This window comes from Sphingomonas sp. NFR15, assembly GCF_900103265.1.
GTDB classification, from domain to species: domain Bacteria; phylum Pseudomonadota; class Alphaproteobacteria; order Sphingomonadales; family Sphingomonadaceae; genus Sphingomonas; species Sphingomonas pollutisoli.
The window spans coordinates 159,923-178,243 of sequence record NZ_FMWX01000004.1 but is presented as its reverse complement, the minus strand read 5'-3'; the positions used below and the strand labels follow the sequence as shown (position 1 = coordinate 178,243).

The 18,321-nt window shown below is 69.2% G+C and carries 17 protein-coding genes and 1 tRNA gene; 12 read left to right on the top strand and 6 right to left on the bottom strand.

Annotated features, from left to right (window positions below; all coding sequences use genetic code 11):
• Nucleotide 1: 1 nt before the first annotated feature.
• Nucleotides 2-979 (bottom strand): alpha/beta hydrolase, encoded by a 978-nt coding sequence (locus BLS81_RS11565; RefSeq protein WP_093224014.1) that lies wholly within the window; start codon nt 977-979, stop codon nt 2-4.
• A 65-nt stretch (nt 980-1,044) separates the two neighbouring features.
• On the opposite strand from BLS81_RS11565, the gene BLS81_RS11560 reads away from it, so the two are divergent.
• The 4 genes from BLS81_RS11560 to BLS81_RS11545 all read left to right on the top strand — a co-directional run bounded on the left by BLS81_RS11560 (nt 1,045) and on the right by BLS81_RS11545 (nt 4,658).
• The gene (locus BLS81_RS11560) at nt 1,045-1,953 is read left to right on the top strand and encodes a histone deacetylase family protein (protein ID WP_093224012.1); all 909 of its coding nucleotides are present in this window, start codon (nt 1,045-1,047) and stop codon (nt 1,951-1,953) included.
• Nucleotides 1,954-2,102: 149 nt separating this feature from the next.
• Nucleotides 2,103-4,031, top strand: coding sequence for a potassium transporter Kup (locus BLS81_RS11555; protein WP_256326217.1), 1,929 nt, complete (start codon nt 2,103-2,105; stop codon nt 4,029-4,031).
• A complete protein-coding gene (locus tag BLS81_RS11550; RefSeq protein ID WP_093224008.1) occupies nt 4,028-4,537 on the top strand; it encodes a 2'-5' RNA ligase family protein in 510 nt (169 codons plus the stop codon). Before BLS81_RS11555 ends, BLS81_RS11550 begins: the two co-directional genes overlap by 4 nt.
• A gap of 44 nt (nt 4,538-4,581) precedes the next feature.
• Nucleotides 4,582-4,658: transfer RNA gene (locus BLS81_RS11545), tRNA-Met, on the top strand.
• A 7-nt stretch (nt 4,659-4,665) separates the two neighbouring features.
• Here the strand turns inward: BLS81_RS11545 and fdhD are convergent.
• The gene (gene fdhD, locus BLS81_RS11540) at nt 4,666-5,460 is read right to left on the bottom strand and encodes a formate dehydrogenase accessory sulfurtransferase FdhD (protein WP_093224007.1); all 795 of its coding nucleotides are present in this window, start codon (nt 5,458-5,460) and stop codon (nt 4,666-4,668) included.
• Nucleotides 5,457-6,008, bottom strand: a complete 552-nt coding sequence (locus BLS81_RS11535) for a molybdenum cofactor guanylyltransferase (protein ID WP_093224263.1) — start codon at nt 6,006-6,008, stop codon at nt 5,457-5,459. The genes fdhD and BLS81_RS11535 overlap by 4 nt, the downstream gene beginning before the upstream one ends.
• Before the next feature lie 259 nt (nt 6,009-6,267).
• Here BLS81_RS11535 and trxB point away from each other — a divergent pair, with 259 nt between their 5' ends.
• Complete coding sequence (trxB, locus tag BLS81_RS11530) at nt 6,268-7,233, top strand: thioredoxin-disulfide reductase (protein ID WP_093224005.1); 966 nt, start codon at nt 6,268-6,270, stop codon at nt 7,231-7,233.
• A gap of 100 nt (nt 7,234-7,333) precedes the next feature.
• Here trxB and BLS81_RS11525 read toward each other — a convergent pair whose 3' ends face one another.
• From BLS81_RS11525 to BLS81_RS11515, 3 genes are read right to left on the bottom strand one after another with little or no spacing between them, the layout of a single operon-like run.
• A complete protein-coding gene (locus tag BLS81_RS11525) occupies nt 7,334-8,107 on the bottom strand; it encodes a hydrolase 1, exosortase A system-associated (RefSeq protein WP_093224261.1) in 774 nt (257 codons plus the stop codon).
• Nucleotides 8,095-8,787, bottom strand: a complete 693-nt coding sequence (locus BLS81_RS11520) for an alpha/beta hydrolase family protein (protein WP_093224004.1) — start codon at nt 8,785-8,787, stop codon at nt 8,095-8,097. Before BLS81_RS11520 ends, BLS81_RS11525 begins: the two co-directional genes overlap by 13 nt.
• A 10-nt stretch (nt 8,788-8,797) precedes the next feature.
• Nucleotides 8,798-9,055: a phosphopantetheine-binding protein gene (locus BLS81_RS11515; RefSeq protein WP_371128280.1), complete on the bottom strand. Its 258-nt coding sequence runs from the start codon at nt 9,053-9,055 to the stop codon at nt 8,798-8,800.
• Between the two features lie 129 nt (nt 9,056-9,184).
• Here BLS81_RS11515 and BLS81_RS11510 point away from each other — a divergent pair, with 129 nt between their 5' ends.
• The 7 genes from BLS81_RS11510 (at nt 9,185) to BLS81_RS11480 (ending at nt 18,314) form a co-directional block, all read left to right on the top strand.
• A complete protein-coding gene (locus tag BLS81_RS11510; protein ID WP_176787143.1) occupies nt 9,185-10,696 on the top strand; it encodes an acyl-CoA ligase (AMP-forming), exosortase A system-associated in 1,512 nt (503 codons plus the stop codon).
• Nucleotides 10,693-11,952, top strand: coding sequence for a pyridoxal-dependent decarboxylase, exosortase A system-associated (locus tag BLS81_RS11505; protein WP_093224001.1), 1,260 nt, complete (start codon nt 10,693-10,695; stop codon nt 11,950-11,952). The genes BLS81_RS11510 and BLS81_RS11505 overlap by 4 nt, the downstream gene beginning before the upstream one ends.
• 68 nt (nt 11,953-12,020) lie before the next feature.
• Nucleotides 12,021-12,662 carry an XrtA/PEP-CTERM system exopolysaccharide export protein gene (locus tag BLS81_RS11500; protein WP_093223999.1) on the top strand — a complete coding sequence of 214 codons (642 nt, stop codon included), beginning with the start codon at nt 12,021-12,023 and terminating at the stop codon, nt 12,660-12,662.
• Between the two features lie 13 nt (nt 12,663-12,675).
• Nucleotides 12,676-14,199 carry an XrtA system polysaccharide chain length determinant gene (locus tag BLS81_RS11495; RefSeq protein ID WP_093223997.1) on the top strand — a complete coding sequence of 508 codons (1,524 nt, stop codon included), beginning with the start codon at nt 12,676-12,678 and terminating at the stop codon, nt 14,197-14,199.
• Nucleotides 14,196-15,116, top strand: coding sequence for a P-loop NTPase family protein (locus tag BLS81_RS11490; RefSeq protein WP_093223995.1), 921 nt, complete (start codon nt 14,196-14,198; stop codon nt 15,114-15,116). The genes BLS81_RS11495 and BLS81_RS11490 overlap by 4 nt, the downstream gene beginning before the upstream one ends.
• Complete coding sequence (locus BLS81_RS11485) at nt 15,113-16,714, top strand: hypothetical protein (protein WP_093223993.1); 1,602 nt, start codon at nt 15,113-15,115, stop codon at nt 16,712-16,714. The genes BLS81_RS11490 and BLS81_RS11485 overlap by 4 nt, the downstream gene beginning before the upstream one ends.
• A 10-nt stretch (nt 16,715-16,724) precedes the next feature.
• Complete coding sequence (locus BLS81_RS11480) at nt 16,725-18,314, top strand: XrtA/PEP-CTERM system-associated ATPase (protein WP_093223991.1); 1,590 nt, start codon at nt 16,725-16,727, stop codon at nt 18,312-18,314.
• The last annotated feature ends 7 nt before the right edge of the window (nt 18,315-18,321 follow it).

Sequence of the window (18,321 nt, the reverse complement as noted above, 5' to 3'; positions counted from 1 at the left end):
CTCAACGCGCCTCGGAGGTCGGAGCGAACGACGTTAGCCGCGCGGCCACACTTTCCGCAATCATCGTCTTCGCAACTGCGAAGGCGCCGGCGCAGTCCGCGACCGCCGAGGGGATCGCCTGACGCAAGGTGATGAAGCCGTGCACGGTGCCATATGCCTCGCGGAAGGTCACCGGCACGCCGGCCCGCGCGAGCGCGGCGGCATAGGCCCGGCCCTGATCGCGGATCGGGTCGAGGCTGGCGGTCAGCACCATGGCGGGCGGCATGTCCGCGAGGGCCGCGAGCAGCGGCGAGGCGCGCGCGTGGGTGAAATCGGCCTGATACGCATCGGCGAACCACTGCAGGCCGTCGCGGTCGAGCAGATACCCGCTCTCGAACGCGGCGAGGCTCGGGTATGGCTGCGAACCATCGGTGGCCGGATAGAATAGCAGGTGCGCGAGCACCGGCAGCGGTGCCGGCGCGTCGCGCAGCGCCATCGCGGCGATGATCGCGAGGTTGCCGCCAGCGCTGTCGCCCGCCAGCACGAGCCCGGTCGCGACGCGCGGCAGCGCAGCCGGCGCGCTCGCCACCCAGCGCGCCGCCGCCTCGCAATCGTCGGGCGCGGCGGGCCAGCGATGCTCGGGCGCGAGCCGGTAGTCGATCGCCAGCACCGGCAGATCGAGCGCGCGCGCCATCTCGGCGCAGAAGCTGGCATGCGTGTCGAGATCGCCGATGACGAAGCCGCCGCCGTGGAAGAACAGCACCAGCGGTCCCGGATCGCGCGTCGCGCGCGGATCGAACAGCCGCGCCGGCAGCTCGCCGGCGGGACCGGGAAGGGTGAGGTCGAGCATCGTGCCGAGCGCGCCGATCGGCAGATCGGCGATGTCCTTGATCGAGCGCAGCATCATGCGGGCGCGGGTGGCATCGACTTCGTGCATGCGCGGGCCGGGCGCGGCGTTGAGGAAGGCGAGGAACCCGCGCACGTCGGGGCGAATGTACATCTCGGCCAAGCACGTCTCCTCACCACCGCTTTGCGGCGCGCGGCCGCCGACCTTACCTAAGCGCGGTGATCCCGATCGTCCATCATCCCGCCTATGTGTCCACAGCGCATGCGAACAGCCCGACCCAGCTCAGCAAGAACGGGCTGCTGCGCGATCTGCTGCGCGCCGAAGGCGCGCGCCTCGCCTGGTTCGAGCCCGAGCCGATGCCGCGCGCGTGGCTCGATGCGGTGCATGACCCGGAGTATGTCGCCGAGGTGCTGGCGGCGCGCGTGCCGGCGGAGAAGGAGCGCCGCATCGGCTTCCCGGTGACGGCGGCCGTGGCGGACCGGTCGCGGCATGTCGTCGGCGGCACATGGCTGGCCGGGCGGCTCGCGCTCGAACACGGCTATGCGGCGAACACCGCGGGCGGCAGCCATCACGCGCTCGCGGGCACGGGATCGGGCTATTGCGTGCTCAACGATCTGGCGGTGGCGGCGGTCCGGCTGGTCGAGGAGGGCGCGGTCGAGCGGTTGCTGGTGGTCGATTGCGACGTGCATCAGGGCGATGGCACCGCCTCGCTCTGCGCCGGGCGCACCGGCATCGCGACCTATTCGATCCATGCCGAGAAGAATTTCCCGGCGCGCAAGGCGCGCTCGACGCTCGACGTGGCGCTGCCCGACAAGACCGGAGACGCCGCGTATCTGCGGGCGCTGGAGGAAACGCTCGCGCCGTTGCTCGACAGCGTGCGGCCGCAACTCATCCTGTATCAGGCCGGGGTCGATCCGTTCGGCGGCGATCGACTCGGCCGGCTCGCGCTCACTCAGGGCGGTCTGATCGCGCGCGAAATCTTGGTCGCGCGGCTCGCCATTCAGCGCGGCATCCCGCTCGCGAGCACGGTCGGCGGCGGCTATGGCGCCGATACCGCCGCGATCGCGGCGCGCCATGCCACCGCGATTCTCACGCTGGGCGGCGCTTATGCGGCGCGGGCGTCTTGAACCGGGCCAGCGCGCGCCCCACATGGCAGATTGCTAACGACCCGAGCGCCATGCTACGGGCCTGCCGCTGTGGATCACAGGGGCGCTATCGGTCTGCATATGTCATATATCATTGATTTCCGGGCAAGAACTGCCTTCCAGTGAGCAACATCGTCACCAGCGCGGCTGAGCCCGCGCCTGCCGGAGCCGATCTCGCGACGCCCGGTGGCCATTCTCATGGCGGCGAAGCGCTGCCCAAGCTCGCGCTCGGCGCGATCGGCGTGGTGTTCGGCGACATCGGCACCAGCCCGCTCTACGCGTTTCGCGAAACCTTCGCCGGGCACCACAAGCTCGAGGTCGATGCCTTCCACATCATGGGCGTGGTCAGCCTGATCTTCTGGTCGATGCTGCTCGTGGTGACGATCCAGTACGTCACGATCATCATGCGCGCCGACAACAAGGGCGAGGGCGGCAGCCTCGCGCTGCTCGCGCTGATCTCGGGGCGGGTCAAGCAGATCCGCTGGTCGCGCGGCATCGTCCTGCTCGGGGTGTTCGCGACGGCGCTGTTCTACGGCGACAGCATGATAACGCCGGCGGTCACCGTGCTGGGCGCGGTGGAAGGTCTCGCGGTCGCGCAGCCGAGCCTTTCGCATCTCGTGCTGCCGCTGTCGGCACTCATCATCATCGGTCTGTTCGTCATCCAGAGCAAGGGCACCGCGAAGATCGGGCTGTTCTTCGGACCCGTGATGCTGCTGTATTTCGTGGTGATCGCCGCGCTCGGCGTGATGAGCATGGTCAAGACGCCAGGCATATTGTGGGCGCTGTCGCCGCATTACGCTGCCTTGTTCTTCTACCACGATCCGCTGCGCGCCTTCCTCGCGCTCGGCTCGGTCGTGCTCGCGGTGACGGGCGCTGAGGCGCTCTATGCCGACATGGGGCATTTCGGACGCAAGCCGATCCGCGTGTCGTGGATGTTCTTCGTGCTGCCGGCGCTGATGCTCAACTATATGGGGCAGGGCGCTTTGCTGTTCCGCGACGGCGTGCCCGCGCTGGAAAGCCCGTTCTACAAACTCGCGCCAGCCGGCTGGGAACTGCCGCTCGTGCTGATCGCGACGGCGGCGGCGATGATCGCCAGCCAGGCGGTGATCTCGGGCGCGTTCTCGGTGACTCAGCAGGCGATCCAGCTTGGCTTCATGCCGCGGCTGCGGATCGAGCATACCAACGCGGCGACCGCGGGGCAGATCTACATCCCGCTGATCAACTGGCTGTTGCTGGCGATGGTGCTGCTGCTGGTGGCGTTCTTCCGCAGTTCGTCCAACCTCACCGCCGCGTATGGCATCGCGGTGACCGGAGCGATGCTGATCGACACCTGTCTGCTGGTAGTGGTGCTGCGCCGGCTGTGGAACTGGCCGCTGATCGCGGCGGTGCCGCTGCTCGGCGTGTTCTTCCTCGTCGACGGCGCGTATTTCACCGCGAACCTGACCAAGATCGTCTCGGGCGGCTGGTTCCCGCTGCTCGCGGGCTTCATCATCTTCACGATCCTGACCACCTGGTCGAAGGGGCGGCAGTTGATGATCGCGCGGATGCGCGAGGGCGCGATGCCGATCAAGGTGTTCATCCAGTCCGCCGCGACGGCCGCGACTCGCGTGCCCGGCACGGCGGTGTTCATGACCTCGACCCCCGAGGGCGTGCCGCACGCGCTGCTCCACAACCTCAAGCACAACAAGGTGCTGCACGAGCGGATCATCCTGCTGACGGTCAAGATCGTCGATGAGCCCTATGTCGCGGAGGGACAGCGCTGCCACCTCGAGGATCTGACGCACGGCTTCCACCGCATGATCCTGAAATACGGGTTCATCGAGGAGCCCGACGTGCCGGTCGCGCTCGCCAACGTGCATCGCTGCGGCGCCGAGTTCCGGATGATGGACACGAGCTTCTTCCTCGCCCGGCAGACGCTGCTGCCCTCGTCGCGGCCGGGGATGATGATCTGGCGCGAGAAGCTGTTCGCGTGGATGCTGCGCAACGCCGAAAGCGCGATGGAATTCTTCCGCCTGCCGACCAACCGTGTCGTCGAGCTCGGCAGCCAGCTCGAGATTTGATCGAACCCGCACCCATCATCGTGACCGCACTGTTCGGCAAAACCGACGCGGCGGTGTTCGATGGCTTGCGCCAGCGCCACTTCCCGCCCGAGCGCAACCACCTCGCGGCGCATCTGACGATGTTCCACCATCTGCCGCCGTCGATCAGCGCCGAGCTGAAGCAGCGGTTGTCGGCGGCGACGCGCGGGGTGGCGCCGCCCGATGCGCGGATCGCCGGGCTAATGTCGCTCGGCGGCGGCGTGGCGTTTCGAATCGAAAGCGCGTCACTGGAGGACATTCGCGAGTCGCTCGCCGATGCGTTCGCCCCGTTGCTGACACCGCAGGATCGCGCCGGCTGGCGGCCGCACGTCACCATTCAGAACAAGGTGTCCTCGACAGAGGCGAAGGCGCTGCTCGCCGCGCTGGAGACGGATTTTCGCCCGCGCTCGGTCGTGATCGCCGGGCTGGCGAGCTGGTATTATCGCGGCGGCCCCTGGGAGCCGCTGTCGCGCCATATGTTCGCTTGACCGCGCCGTTTCCGGACCATATAGGCGCCGCTCTCGAATGGCAGGGCGAAGTAGCTCAGCTGGTTAGAGCACGGGAATCATAATCCTGGGGTCGGGGGTTCAAGTCCCTCCTTCGCTACCATTCGAGATCAAAGCCGCGCCGCGAAGGCGTGGTGCGGATCGTTGAGCACCAGCACCGAATCGTTGCGAGCCAGCGCCACCAGGCTGAGGCCGTGCGCGCGGGCGTGATCGACCGCGAGCGCGGTCGGGGCGGATATGCCCACCAGCAGCGGCGCGCCCGCGACCAGCGCCTTGTCGACCATCTCGAAGCTGATGCGCGACGTGACCAGCACGAACCCATCCGCGAGGCGGCCGGGCGCGCACGCGCCGATCAGCTTGTCGAGCGCGTTGTGCCGCCCGACATCCTCCCGCGCCGCGACGATCGCGCCGGCCGTATCGCACAGGGCGGCGGCATGCAGCGCCCCGGTCGCGGCGGTGAGCGGCTGGTGCGCGCGAATCGCGTCCAGCGCGAGGAACACGGCGGTTGCGCTGGTGTGCGGCGCGGGTGCACGCCGCGCCACCGGGCGGACGACTTGCTCAAGCCCGGACACGCCGCACAGCCCACAAGCTGTGTCGCTGGTGCGGTGACGGACCCGGTCGTGGATGCGTCCGGCGCACCGCTCGGCGACGGTCGCGCGAACGATCCAGCCCGCCGGCGTTTCGAACGAGTCGAGATCGAGGATGTCGGCGAGGGCGTCGATCAGCCGTTCGGTCAGCAGGAAGCCGGTCGCGAGATCGGCGAGCGCGGCCGGAGTCGCCATCAGCACGGCATAGCCGATCCCGTTGACCTCGATCGCCACCGCCGTCTCGATTGCGATCGTGCGCTCTCCGGCATGCGCGCCCTCGCGGGTGAGGACGAGGGTCGGTTCGACGCGAGTCGTCATGTCGGCAGATCCCCGGGCGTGTTGACGTTGAAGAGCGGCGCTGGCGCGGGCACCGCAGTCGCACCGATCGCGTCGGCGAAGCGGCGGATCGACAGCGCGGCGCTCTTCGTGCCGGCGACGTGCCCGTCGAGCCGCGCCGCGAGGGTGTCGGTGGCATCGGCGGGCCAGCAGCCGAGGATCGGCGCGTTGCTGCAATACGCCGGGGCACGGGCGATCAGATCGGCGATCAGCGCTGGAGGCACGCGCGGCATGTCGCAGCCGATCGTGAGGACGTCCGCGTATCCGGCCGCCTGCGCGTGATGCAGGGCGGCCGCGATGCCGCCGAGCGGGCCTAGCCCCGGCAGCGGTCGGTCCGGGAGGGGCGGCAAGTCGCCCCATGCGCGGCCACAGATCACGACCTCCGGTGTGAAGGGGCGGAGCGCGGCAAGCGCGTGCGCGATCAGCGGCTGGCCGTCGAGCAGCGCGAGCGCCTTGTCACTGCCGAACCGGCTCGACGCGCCGCCGGCGATGATCGCACCGAGGATCGTACAAGAGGGTATGCGCTGCATCCTGCGTTCGTTCACGAGCCTCTTACCGTTCGCACGGAGTTTGTCGAAGTGCGTATGACGCGCGACGCGCGGCCACGTGCTTCGACAAGCTCAGCACGAACGGAGTGCGAACGCTTGTGATAGCATCGTGCGTGCGCCGCAAAGCAAAAGTGCGGCGGCTGTGGTTTGAACCCGAACCCCGCCATGCCGATATTGCCATCGTGGCCGCTTGCCCCATAAAGCGCGCCCGAGACGCCTGTCGCCCAAGCTGGAAGCCCTTATGACCACGCATACCACCCGCATGTTGATCCTCGGTTCCGGGCCGGCGGGCCTTACCGCCGCCATCTACGGGGCGCGGGCGGGGCTCAAGCCGATCCTCGTGCAGGGTATTCAGCCGGGCGGCCAGCTCATGACCACCACCGATGTGGAGAACTACCCCGGCTTCGCTGACGTGATCCAGGGGCCATGGCTGATGGAGCAGATGCAGAAGCAGGCCGAGCATGTCGGCACCCAGCTCATGTACGACACGATCGTCGAGGTCGATGTCTCGAAGCGTCCGTTCCGGCTGATCGGCGACGGCGGCGACGTGTATGAGGGCGACACGCTCGTGATCGCGACCGGCGCGCAGGCCAAGTGGCTGGGCCTCGACAGCGAGGAGGCGTTGAAGGGCAAGGGCGTCAGCGCCTGCGCGACCTGCGACGGCTTCTTCTATCGCGGCAAGAAGGTCGCGGTGATCGGCGGCGGCAACACCGCCGTCGAAGAGGCTTTGTACCTCACCAACCATTCGCCCGACGTGACGATCATCCACCGCCGCGACCATTTCCGCGCCGAGAAGATCCTGCAGGAGCGGCTGTTCGCGCACAAGAACGTTACCGTGCTGTGGAACAAGGAAGTCGCCGAATTCGTCGATGGCGGCGGTACGGCGGGGCTGGTCGCGCTGCAACTGCGCGATACGGTGACGGGCGAGTTGTCGCGGCTCGATACCGACGGCGGCTTCGTCGCGATCGGCCATCACCCGGCGACCGAGCTGTTCCGTGGCCATGTCGAGCTCGACGAGGACCATTATATCAAGGTCGAGACCGGCACGACCAAGACCAACGTCCCCGGCGTGTTCGCGTGCGGCGACGTGATGGACAAACATTACCGCCAGGCGGTGACCGCCGCCGGCAGCGGCTGCATGGCCGCGCTCGATGCCGAGCGATTCCTCGCGGCGGAGGATTTCAAGCTGGCCGAGGCGGCGGAGTAGCCGCCCGGTTCGTCATCCCAGCGCAAGCTGGGATCTGCCGGTGCGGCGCGCGCGCTACCTCCGGGGAGACCCCAGCTTGCGCTGGGGTGACGGTTGGATTTCAGAGCGCTGCCATAATCCGCTCGAGCAGCCAGTCCGCGTCGCCCTCGCGCGCGAAGCTGTGCGAGGTGCTTTCGAGCGTTTCGATACGTGCGGCGAGCGGCACCGCCTTCGCCGCATCTCGAAAAGCAATCGCGGTCGCGTCTCCGTTCGCAAGCAGAATGGTCGCGCGGGCACCCCAGTGATCGAGCGCGCCGAACAGCCGGGCGGCGAGAGCCTCGTCGCCCGGCGCGGCGGCTTTCGATAGCTTGCGTAACCCACCGGCGAGCCTGCGCAGATCGACACCGCCCCGCGCCAGCCGCAGCCATGCGCGCGGGGCTTTCAGCATCTCCGCATAACGCGCGCGGATCGCTGCGGCGGGCGGGAGGCCGTCGTCATCCTCGATCACCCAGGGGTTGGCGAGGATCACTCGTTCGATCCCCGCGCATGCTCCGAACAGTGCGAGCGCGGTCGCCGCGTCGCAATTGCCGAACGCGACGAGACGGCGCGCGCGCGTCGCTGCGGCGAAGGCCGCCGCCGCCGCCGCGATATCGGGCGCGGACGACAGGAAGCCGCCGTTCTCTCCGCTCGAATCGCCGATGCCACGCCGGTCGAACCGGAACACAGGCACGCCCGCCGCCGCCAGCCGCGCGGCGAGCAAGGCCATGCCGCGATGCGCGCCGCTGCGGACCTCATTGCCGCCGGACACGATGAGCAGCCCGGTCTCGCCTGCTGCCGCGTCGAGCGTGCCGAGCAGGCGTTCGCCCGCGCAAGCGAAGTCGATCAGCCGCCGCATCGCGCGATCCATGCCACGATATCGTCGGCGAGCAGCGCGGCGAGCGCGGGGTCGTTGCCCGGTTCGGCGCGGCGCCACAGCGGCGCCGCGTCCACCTTGCGGTCGGCGGATTGCGGGTCGGTGGCCAGCCGCACCGTCCGCACCGGGCCGTGCGGCGGGTCGAGCTGGCGATCGGCGCTCAAGGCGTTCAGTAGCGGCACGGCGATGCGGTGGCCGGCGAGCAGCTTCGCGCCGTAGCTGTGCGTTTCCACCGGCTCACGGCGTGCCGTGCTGACGGCCGATGCGGCACGTCGCAGCTCTGCAAGCGCCGCCGCGCCGGGAAGCGGGGACAGCCGCCAGCGGCCTGCCAGCCGCGCTTCGCCGTCGATCGCGGCACCGCTGCGCAGCGCGACCCCATGTGCGCCGCTGCCGAGGCTCGCCGCGGCTGCGGCGAAGGCGGCGCGCCAGTTGTCCAAACGGGCATCTTCGGTGGCAAGCGAGCTTTCGCCTTGCCCCGGCAGATCGGGCAGCGCGCTCGCCACCCCGCGCGCGGCAAGCGCCCGGCACATTGTCACCACGAACGCGCGCGTCCGGTTGGCTTCCTCGAACAGCGGCAGCGCGATCACCACGACAGGTCCGCTTTCCGGCCCGAAGCGCAGCATCGCCTCGCGGCCGCCGCGCCAGTCATACTGGTCGATCAACCGCGCCGGCTCATTGCGGCGCCTTGGCCACCGCGAAGCCGACGAGCGCGCCGAAGGTCTCGAGCATTTCGCCATCGACTTCGTCGTCTTCGATCAGGATGCCGAGCCGCTCTTCCAATTCGGTCAGCACGCCAGCGACCGCCATCGAGTCCAGCTCGGGCATCGCGCCGAACAGCGGCGTTTCCGCGCGGAGAGCGGCGGCCCGAGCTTCGCTCAGCCCCAACACATCGCGCAACACCGCGCGTACGGTCGTCTCGATCGTCGAAATATCGTCTGGCAGCACGGAGGGCCCATCCTTCTCTTTTGCGCGCGCGTTAGAGAGAAGCCGGGCGTCTGCCAAGGGCCGGGTCTTCACCCCGGCCCTTCACACGGCTGCGGACTCGGCTATCAGGGCGCGATGATCGCCCTCGATCCCGTGCCGCGCTCGATCGACACGCTGCCGCTGCGCGGCGCGGGTGAAGACGTGGCGCTGGCCTTCAAGGGCGGCAACATCACCTTCGCCGCGTTGGAGCAGCGGGTCGGCATCGCGGCGGCGTGGCTTGCGCGGACGATCGACGCGCCCGGCGCGCGGGTGGCGAGCTGGTTGCCCAAGACGGCGGCGGCCTGCGTGCTGCCACTCGCCGCGCCGCGCGGCGGGCTGGTGCATGTGCCGATCAACCCCGTGCTCAAGCGCGCGCAAGTGGCGCATATCCTCGCCGACAGCGGCGCGCAGTTGCTCGTCACGCAGGCGGCGCGGGCCGCCACGCTCGGACCCGGCGACGTGCCCGCCGACTGCCGGATCGTGCTGGAGGAGGCGCTCGCGGAGGGCGACGATGCGCTGCCGCCGTCGCGCGCCGACGCCGATACACTCGCGGCGATCCTCTACACCTCGGGCTCGACCGGCCGCCCCAAGGGGGTAATGCTGAGCCATGCAAACCTGTGGCTGGCCGCGATCAGCGTTGCGCATTATCTCAAGATCACGCCCGCCGATCGGGTGCTGGGCGTGCTGCCGCTCAGTTTCGATTACGGGCAGAACCAGCTTTTCTCGACCTGGGCGGCGGGCGGATCGGTCGCGCCGATCGATTACCTGACCGCGCGCGACGTGGTGAAGGCGGTCGAGCGGTTCGGCGCGACCACGCTGGCCGGGGTGCCGCCGCTGTGGGTGCAATTGCTCGAAGCCGACTGGCCGGCCGAGACGGCGGCGCGGCTTCGGCGGCTCACCAATTCGGGAGGCGCGCTGACCGGACCGATCATCGCCGGGTTGCGCGCGCGGTTCCCGCAGGCCGATCTCTATCCGATGTACGGGCTCACCGAGGCGTTTCGCTCGACCTATCTGGCGCCTGAACTGGTCGATACGCATCCCGACGCGATCGGGCGCGCGATCCCGTTCGCCGAGGTGATGGCGGTGCTCGCCGACGGCACGCGCGCGGCGCCCGACGAACCCGGCGAGTTGGTCCATGCCGGGCCGCTGGTCGCGCACGGCTATTGGCGCGATCCCGAGCGCACCGCGCACCGCTTTCGGCCAGCGCCCGACTGGTCGGCGAGCGGCGGCATGGCGGTGTGGTCGGGCGATACCGTCGTCGCGGGCAGCGACGGGCTGTTCCGCTTCGTCGGGCGGGACGACGAGATGATCAAGAGCGCCGGCAACCGGATCAGCCCGACCGAGATCGAGGATGCGGTGGTGCGCGGCGGCGAGGCGGGCGAGGCGGTCGCGATCGGGGTGCCCGACGCGCGGCTCGGCCAGGCGATCGTGGTGGTGGCACGCGCGTTCGGCGATCCCGTGCAGGCCGAGGCTGCGCTGCGCGCACGCTTACGGGCCGAGCTGCCGAGCTTCATGCAGCCCGCCCGCTATGACTGGCGCGACGCGCTGCCGGTCAACGCCAATGGCAAGCTTGACCGAGCGCTGCTCCGCCGCGAGGTGACGGCATGAAGCCGATGGGGACGATCCCGGCCGATTTCGCCGGGGCACCACTCGTCATCGCCGGGCGCAGCGCGGAGCAGTGGGCCGATGTCGCAGGCGACACGCCGCTGTTCGTTTACGACGTCGCCGCCGTCGCGCGGCGGGTGGCGCGGTTCCGTGCGGCGTTCGCGGGGGTCGATCTGCATTATGCGATCAAGGCCAATCCGTTTCCACCGCTGCTCGCCGCGATGGCGCCGCTGGTCGACGGGTTCGACGTCGCCTCGGCGGGCGAACTCGCGCGGGTGACGGGATTGAAGCGCGGGCAGGCGATCAGTTTCGCCGGGCCGGGCAAGCGCCACGATGAGATCACGGCGGCGATCCAGGCCGGCATCACCATCAATCTCGAATCCGAAGGCGAGGCGGCGCGCGCCATCGCGATCGGCGATCGCCTCGGGATCGTGCCGCGCCTCGCGGTGCGCGTGAACCCGGATATCGAGCTGCGCGGATCGGGGATGCGGATGGGGGGCAGGGCCTCACCGTTCGGGATCGACGCCGATCGCGCCGCAGCCGTGGCTGTCGAGGTGATCGAGGAAGGCGCGGAGTGGCGCGGCTTCCACATCTTCGCGGGATCGCAGGCGCTCGATGCGGACGCGATCATCGAGACGCAGGCCGAGACGCTCGCGCTCGCGGCGCGGCTGAGCGAGCAGGTCGGCGTGGTGCCGCCGCTGGTCAATCTCGGCGGTGGCTTCGGTATCCCCTATTTCCCTGGCGAAACGCCGCTCGACATCGAGCGGATCGGCGCGGCGCTGGCCGAACGGTGCGCGGCGTTGCCAGCGGCACTGGGCGCCACGCGCTTCGCGATCGAGCTCGGGCGCTGGCTGGTGGGCGAGGCGGGCGTGTATCTGACGCGCGTGGTCGACCGGAAGCACAGCCGGGGCGAGACCTTCATCGTCACCGATGGCGGCATGAACCACCAACTCGCCGCGACCGGGAACCTTGGCACGGTGGTGCGCCGCAACTATCCGGTCGCGGTGGCCACCGCCGGGCCGGACGCGCCGACCGAGATCGTGAACGTCGTCGGTCCGCTATGTACTCCGCTCGACCGGCTCGCCGACCGGGTCGAACTGCCGCGCGCGGAGCCCGGAGATCTGGTCGCGGTGTTCATGGCCGGGGCGTACGGCCTGTCCGCCAGCCCGGCGGGCTTCCTCGGCCACCCCGCGCCGGCCGAAATCCTCGCGGGCGCGCCGGACGTTACTAACGTAATCTTCACCTCTCCGCAGGCATAGCCGGCCCATCGCCGCGAACCCGCACGCAGGACGGAGCGTGCGGGCCGTCGCCGCAGGGAGTTTGGTGGATGCGTACTTCGGGGCTTCTCAAGGGCTGTGTCACGGCGGGCGCGGCCGCGCTCGCGCTGAACGGTTGCGCGACGGGCGGCGGCAGACAGCTCCCGCCGGCGGCGTTCGTCGCCACGCAGGAGCAGCCGGGCGAGGAATATGTCATCGGCCCGCTCGACCAGCTCAACATCTTCGTGTGGCGCAACCCGGAACTGTCGGCGAAGGTGCAGGTCCGCCCCGACGGCCGCATCACCACACCGCTCATCAGCGACATGCCCGCCGTGGGCAAGACCCCGGCGATGCTCGCCGACGACATGAAGATCGCGCTCAGCGAATATATCAAAGACCCGATCGTCTCCGTGATCGTCGAGAATTTCAGCGGCACGTTCAGCCAGCAGGTCCGTATCGTCGGCGCGACCGCGAAGCCGGCCTCGATCCCGTACCGCGCCAACATGACCCTGCTCGACGCGATGATCGCGGTCGGGGGCCTCAGCGAATATGCCGCCGGCAATCGCGCCAAGCTGATCCGCTACGATCGCGGCACGGGCAAGCAGGTGGAATACAACGTCAAGCTGTCGAACCTGCTCAAGAACGGCGATTCGCATGCGAACGTCCGGCTCGAACCGGGCGACGTCATCATCATTCCCGAGAGCATGTTCTGAGAGGGCCGGGCGCGTGAACGGTCTTTACGATGAACTGCGGGTCGCGCTGCACGCGGTCTGGATGCGGCGTTGGATCGCGCTCGGCGTGGCGTGGGCGGTCGCGATCGTCGGCTGGCTGTTCGTCGCGCAGATCCCGAGCAGCTATGAATCGACCGCGCGCGTGTTCGCGCAGATGCAGACGCTGCTGCCCGCCGCCGTCGGCATCTCGCCCGCCGATCAGCAGAAGAACCTCGACACCGTCCGTCAGACGCTGACGTCGGCCGACAATCTCGAAAAGGTCGTGCGCGGGACCGATCTCGCCAACACCGTCGCCACCGACAAGGATGTCGCCGATCGCGTCGCGGCGCTCCAGCGGGCGGTGAAGATCACATCCGAGCAGGACAATATCTTCACCATTTCCGTCAGTCAGCGCAGCCCCAAGGTCGCGCGGCAGGTCGTGCAGAAGCTGCTTGATCTGTTCGTCGAGCAGAACCTATCCGGCGACAAGGCCGAGACGACCCAGACGCTCCAGTTCCTCGATCAGCAACTCGCGCAGAAGCAGAAGCAGCTTTCGGATGCCGAGGCGAAGCGCGAGGATTTCCAGAACCGTTACCTGGGTTCGCTGCCCGGCACCGGCTCGATCGCCGATCGGATGGCGGCGGCGCGCAGCCAGATGGCGCAGGTCGATGGCGATCTGGCAGCCGCGCAATCGGGGCTGGCGGTCATCAACGGCCAGATGGCGGGAACCCCGGCGAGCGTGCCGGGCGCGGGGGGTACCGCCGGCAGTGCGGGGCCGGCGCGCGCGCGGCTGAACGCGATCCAGGGCCAGCTCAGCGACGCGCGCGCGCGCGGCTATACCGAGCAGCATCCCGACGTCATCGCGCTCAAGAGCCAGCTCGCCGCCGCACAGGCGGCGGCGCGGAGCGAGCCGCTGGTCGGCGGCTCGGCGGCGGCCGGCTCGTCGAACCCGCTGTATCTCCAGCTCAAGGCGAACCAGGCCGACAAACAGGCGCAGGTCGCCGCGCTGATGAGCCGCAAGCGCCAGCTTCAGGGGGATATCGATGCGATCAGCGCCAAGCTGACCGGCGATTCGGGCGCGATGCAGGAACAATCGCAGATCGAGCGCGACTATCAGGTGCTCAAGGACAGCTACGACAAACTGCTGTCCGACCGTGAGAGCGTCCGCCTGCGCGGTCAGGCGCAGTCGCAGACCGATGCGATCAAGTTCAGCGTGCTCGATCAGCCGAGCGCGCCGCGCGTGCCGACCTCGCCCAACCGTCCGCTGCTGCTGACCGGCGTGCTGCTGGCGGCGCTGGTGATGGGGGCAGGCGCCGCGTTCGCGATGACGCAGGTGCAAACGACCTTCCCGACGGCCAAACGGCTTGAAGCTGCGACCGGGCTGCCGGTGATCGGCTCGATCGGAGAGACGGTGACGAAGCTCCAGACCGCGCAGCGCCGCCAGCAGCTCGGCTATTTCGGGGGCGGCCTGGCGGCGCTGGTGGTCGCGTGGGTCGCGTTGCTCGGCGTCGAGATGCTCCAGCGGGGACTTGCCGCATGAACGACATGAACTCGCGCAAGCAGAACGGTTCGCTGATCGAGCGCGCCGCGCAGGTCTATGATTTTGCCGCCGAACTGCGCGCGCGCAACTCGGAGCCGCTCGCCCCGGAAGCCGTGGCGACGCCGCTGCGGATGGCAGAACCGGTGAAGGATGTGCGCGTCCCGCCGGCCGGGCCTTGGGGTGAGGTCGTGGCGGTCGATCGGGCGCTGCTCGCCAGCAACGGGCTGCTCGTGCCGGGCGCGCCGGTGGGGGCGCTCGCCGAGGAATTCCGGCTGGTCAAGCGGCACCTGATGGTGACGGCGCGCGCGCTGCGCCAGCAGGATGCGACGCGCGCGCGCACGATCCTGGTCTGTTCGGCCAAGCCCAACGACGGCAAGACCTATTGCGCGGTCAACCTCGCCATCTCGATGGCGGCGGAGCGCGAGGTCGAGGTGATCCTGATCGACGCCGATTTCGCCAAGCCCGATGTGATGAAGCGGCTCGGCCTCACCGAAGGTCTGGGGCTGCTCGACGCGCTGGCCGATCCCACCATCGACATCGAAGCGTGCGTGGTTCGGACCGACATCCCGCAGTTGAGCGTGCTGCCCGCCGGCACCAAATCGCATGACGATACCGAGTTGCTCGGCAGCGCGCGCACCGCTGCGATCATCTCGGCGTTGCTCGCCGCCGATCCTCGACGCGTGCTGATCTTCGATTCGCCGCCCGTGCTCGCCGCATCTCCTGCGGCCGTGCTCGCGCACCACGCGGGCCAGACCGTGCTGGTCGTCCGCGCCGACCGCACCGTCGAAGGCGATCTGCGCGAGGCGGTCGCGCTGCTCAGCGGCTGCGACGAAATCCAGTTGCTGCTCAACGCGGTGACCTACGCACCCGGTGGCCGCCGCTTCGGCAGCTATTACGGGCAGGAGGATTTGGCATGAAGCGCGTGTCGCTGCTGGGAGCGGCCTGCGCAATCGCGCTCGCCGCGCCGGCGCACGCCGAGGGCCGGCACAAGTCGATCTCGCCCTATATCGAGCTTGGCCAGACCGCCGTCGCCGATCTGAGCGGGGACGACGACGTGCTCACCTATTCGACGGTCGCCGCCGGGGTCGATGCCGATCTGCATTCGAACCGCGCCGATCTCCAGGTGAGCTACCGCTACGAACGCCGCATCGCCTGGAGCAAGCGCCTCGCCGACAGCGACGTCCACAGCGGCCTCGCGCGCGCGGTGGTGAAGGTGGCGCCCGGCGTCAGCTTGGACGGGGGGGCGCTCGCCACCCGTTCGCGCTTCGACATTCGCGGCGCCGCACCCGTCAATCTCGCGGGCAATGTCGACAATATCAGCCAGGTCTATTCGGTCTATGCCGGGCCGACGCTCGCGACCAACGCCGGCCCGGTCGCGGTCAACGCCGCCTATCGCTACGGTTACACCAAGGTGGAAGCGCCGGGCGCGACCGGCGTCGCGCCCGGTGCGCGGCCGCTCGACGTGTTCGACAGCGCGCAGGGGCATGTCGTGACCGCCTCGGCGGGTGTGAAGGCGGGCGATGTGCTACCAGTCGGCGTCACGGTGAGCGGCGCGTATGAGCGCGACACCGCGACCCAGCTCAGCCAGCGCTACGAGGGCAAATACGGGCGCGGCGACGTGGTGCTGCCGGTGACGCGCACGCTCGCGCTGCGCGCGGGCGCGGGATACGAGAACATCAAGATCACCCAGAAGGACGCGCTGCTCGACGCGGGCGGCAATCCGGTGACCGACCGCAACGGCCGCTATGTGACCGATCAGGCGTCACCACGCCGCATCGCCTATGAGACGGACGGGCTGATCTACGACGCGGGCGTGATCTGGCGCCCGTCGCCGCGCACCATGCTCACCGCGAATGTCGGCAAGCGCTATGGCGGCACGAGCTATACCGGCTCTTTCTCCTACGCGCCGTCGCGCTCGGTGAGCTTCCAGCTCGGCGTGTATGACGCGGTGACGACGTTCGGGCGCCAGTTGCAGGACGGCATCTCGCGGTTGCCGACCAGCTTCATCGATCAGCGCGACGCGTTCGGCCAGCAGTTCGGCGGGTGCACCTTCGGCAATACCGCCGGCTCGGCGGGCGGATGCCTCAACGGGGTGTTCCAGTCGATCTCGTCCTCATCGTACCGCGCGCGCGGCGTCGACGCGATCCTGTCGGCGAACCGTGGTCCGTTCAGCTACGGCATCGGCGCGGGCTATGCCAATCGCAAGTTCTTCGCGCCCGAGGGCGAGCGGTTCAGCGTCGATGGCGTCGAGGATCAGAGTTATTACGCGCAGGCCTATGTCGGCGCCGCGTTCGACCGTGACTCCGGGATCACCGCCGACGTGATCGCGAATTACTACAAGAGCGGTATCGCCGGCTCGCGCGGCATCTACAGCGAGGGCGCGACCGCGACCTATTACCGCACTTTCGGGCGGCTTGGCGCGACCGCGACGGCGGGCATCTACAATTTCAGCCAGCAGGGGCTGCGCGATCGGACTTCGGCGCAGGGCCAGGTCGCGATGCGGTATCAATTCTGAGGGTGTTGCTATGTACGACGACCATTATGGATTGAACGGGCGGCCGTTCCAGCTCACGCCAGATCCGCGTTTCTGGTTCGATACCGCCACGCATCGCAAGGCGATGGCGTATCTCGGCTATGGCCTGAGCCAGGGCGAGGGCTTCATCGTCATCACCGGCGACGTCGGCGCGGGCAAGACGACGCTCGTCGGGCATCTGATGGCGACGATCGACCGGGACCGGCTGCACGCGCTCAGGATCGTCTCGACCCAGATCGAGGCCGATGATCTGCTGCGCATGGTCGGCAACGGCCTCGATCTCCGCACCGATGGCATGACCAAGGCGCAACTGCTGACCGCGATCGAACGCGCGCTGCACACGACCGCGCGCAGTGGCCGGCGCACGCTGCTGATCGTCGATGAGGCGCAGGCGCTGCCGGTCTCCGCGCTCGAAGAATTGCGGATGCTCTCCAACTTCCAGGCCGGTGGCCACGCGCTGCTCCAAATCTTCCTGCTCGGCCAGCCAGAGTTCCGCGACCGGCTGCACGGGTCGGACCGGCTCGAACAGCTCCGCCAGCGCGTGATCGCGACGCATCACCTCGAACCGATGGAGCGCGAGGAAGTCGCGCCGTACATGAAGCACCGGCTCGGCGTGGTCGGCTGGAGCGGCCGCCCGCAGTTCACCGACGATGCGTTCGCCGCGCTCTACGACGGTTCGAACGGCGTGCCGCGCCGGCTCAACCAGCTTGCCGGGCGCGTGTTGCTCGCCGGCGCGATCGAGCAGACCGACACGATCGACGCGGCGGTGGTCAACACGGTCCTCGCCGACATCGCGAACGATGTGCCCGAGCGGCCCGAGCCGCTGCCGATCGTCAAGCCGAGCGAGTCGACCATGCCGCCGCGCCCGATCCGGCACCTGCCGATCGAGGATGGCTTGCCCGACACCGCCCTCCTCGCGCGCATCGCCTCGCTCGAATCGCGTGTCGAGGAACCCGCCGCGCCCGATCAGTCGCTGATGCAGGCGATCGCCTCGATCGAATCGCGGCTGGAGAATGTTTCCGCCGGGTCGCGCGTCGATCGCGGCATTCTCGCGCGGCTGACCTCGCTCGAGGCTCGGGTCGAGAACGCGCCGAAGCTCGATATCGCGTTGGGCGAGCGGCTCGCCTCGGTGGAGGGACGCACCGATCAGATCGCGGACGCCGTGTCGGACGTCGATCAGACGGTTCGCGATGCGCTCGCCGCGATCGACGCGGCGAGCAGCGAGCGGATCGGGGCGCTCGAAGCGCGGATCGACGATCTCGCCGCCCGCGTGCCGCAGAGCGACCCGGCGGTCGCGGATCACCTCGAATCGCTTGAAGCCGCGATGGAACAACTCGCCGCGCGATCCGCCGATCCCGACCCCGCGATCGCGGCGCGGCTGGATGCGCTGGAGGCCCGTATCGACGAAACCGTCGCCGTCGCCGCGACGGGAGACCCCGCCAGCCGCGCGCGCATCGCCTCGCTGGAGGCGCGTGTCGAGGAGCAGGACGCCGCGTTGCGCCGCGTGCTGACGTTGCTGGTCGACTGGGTGGAAGGCGATGGATCGCACGACTCGGCGGCGCTGCGCCGCGATCTGCGCTGAGTCGGGT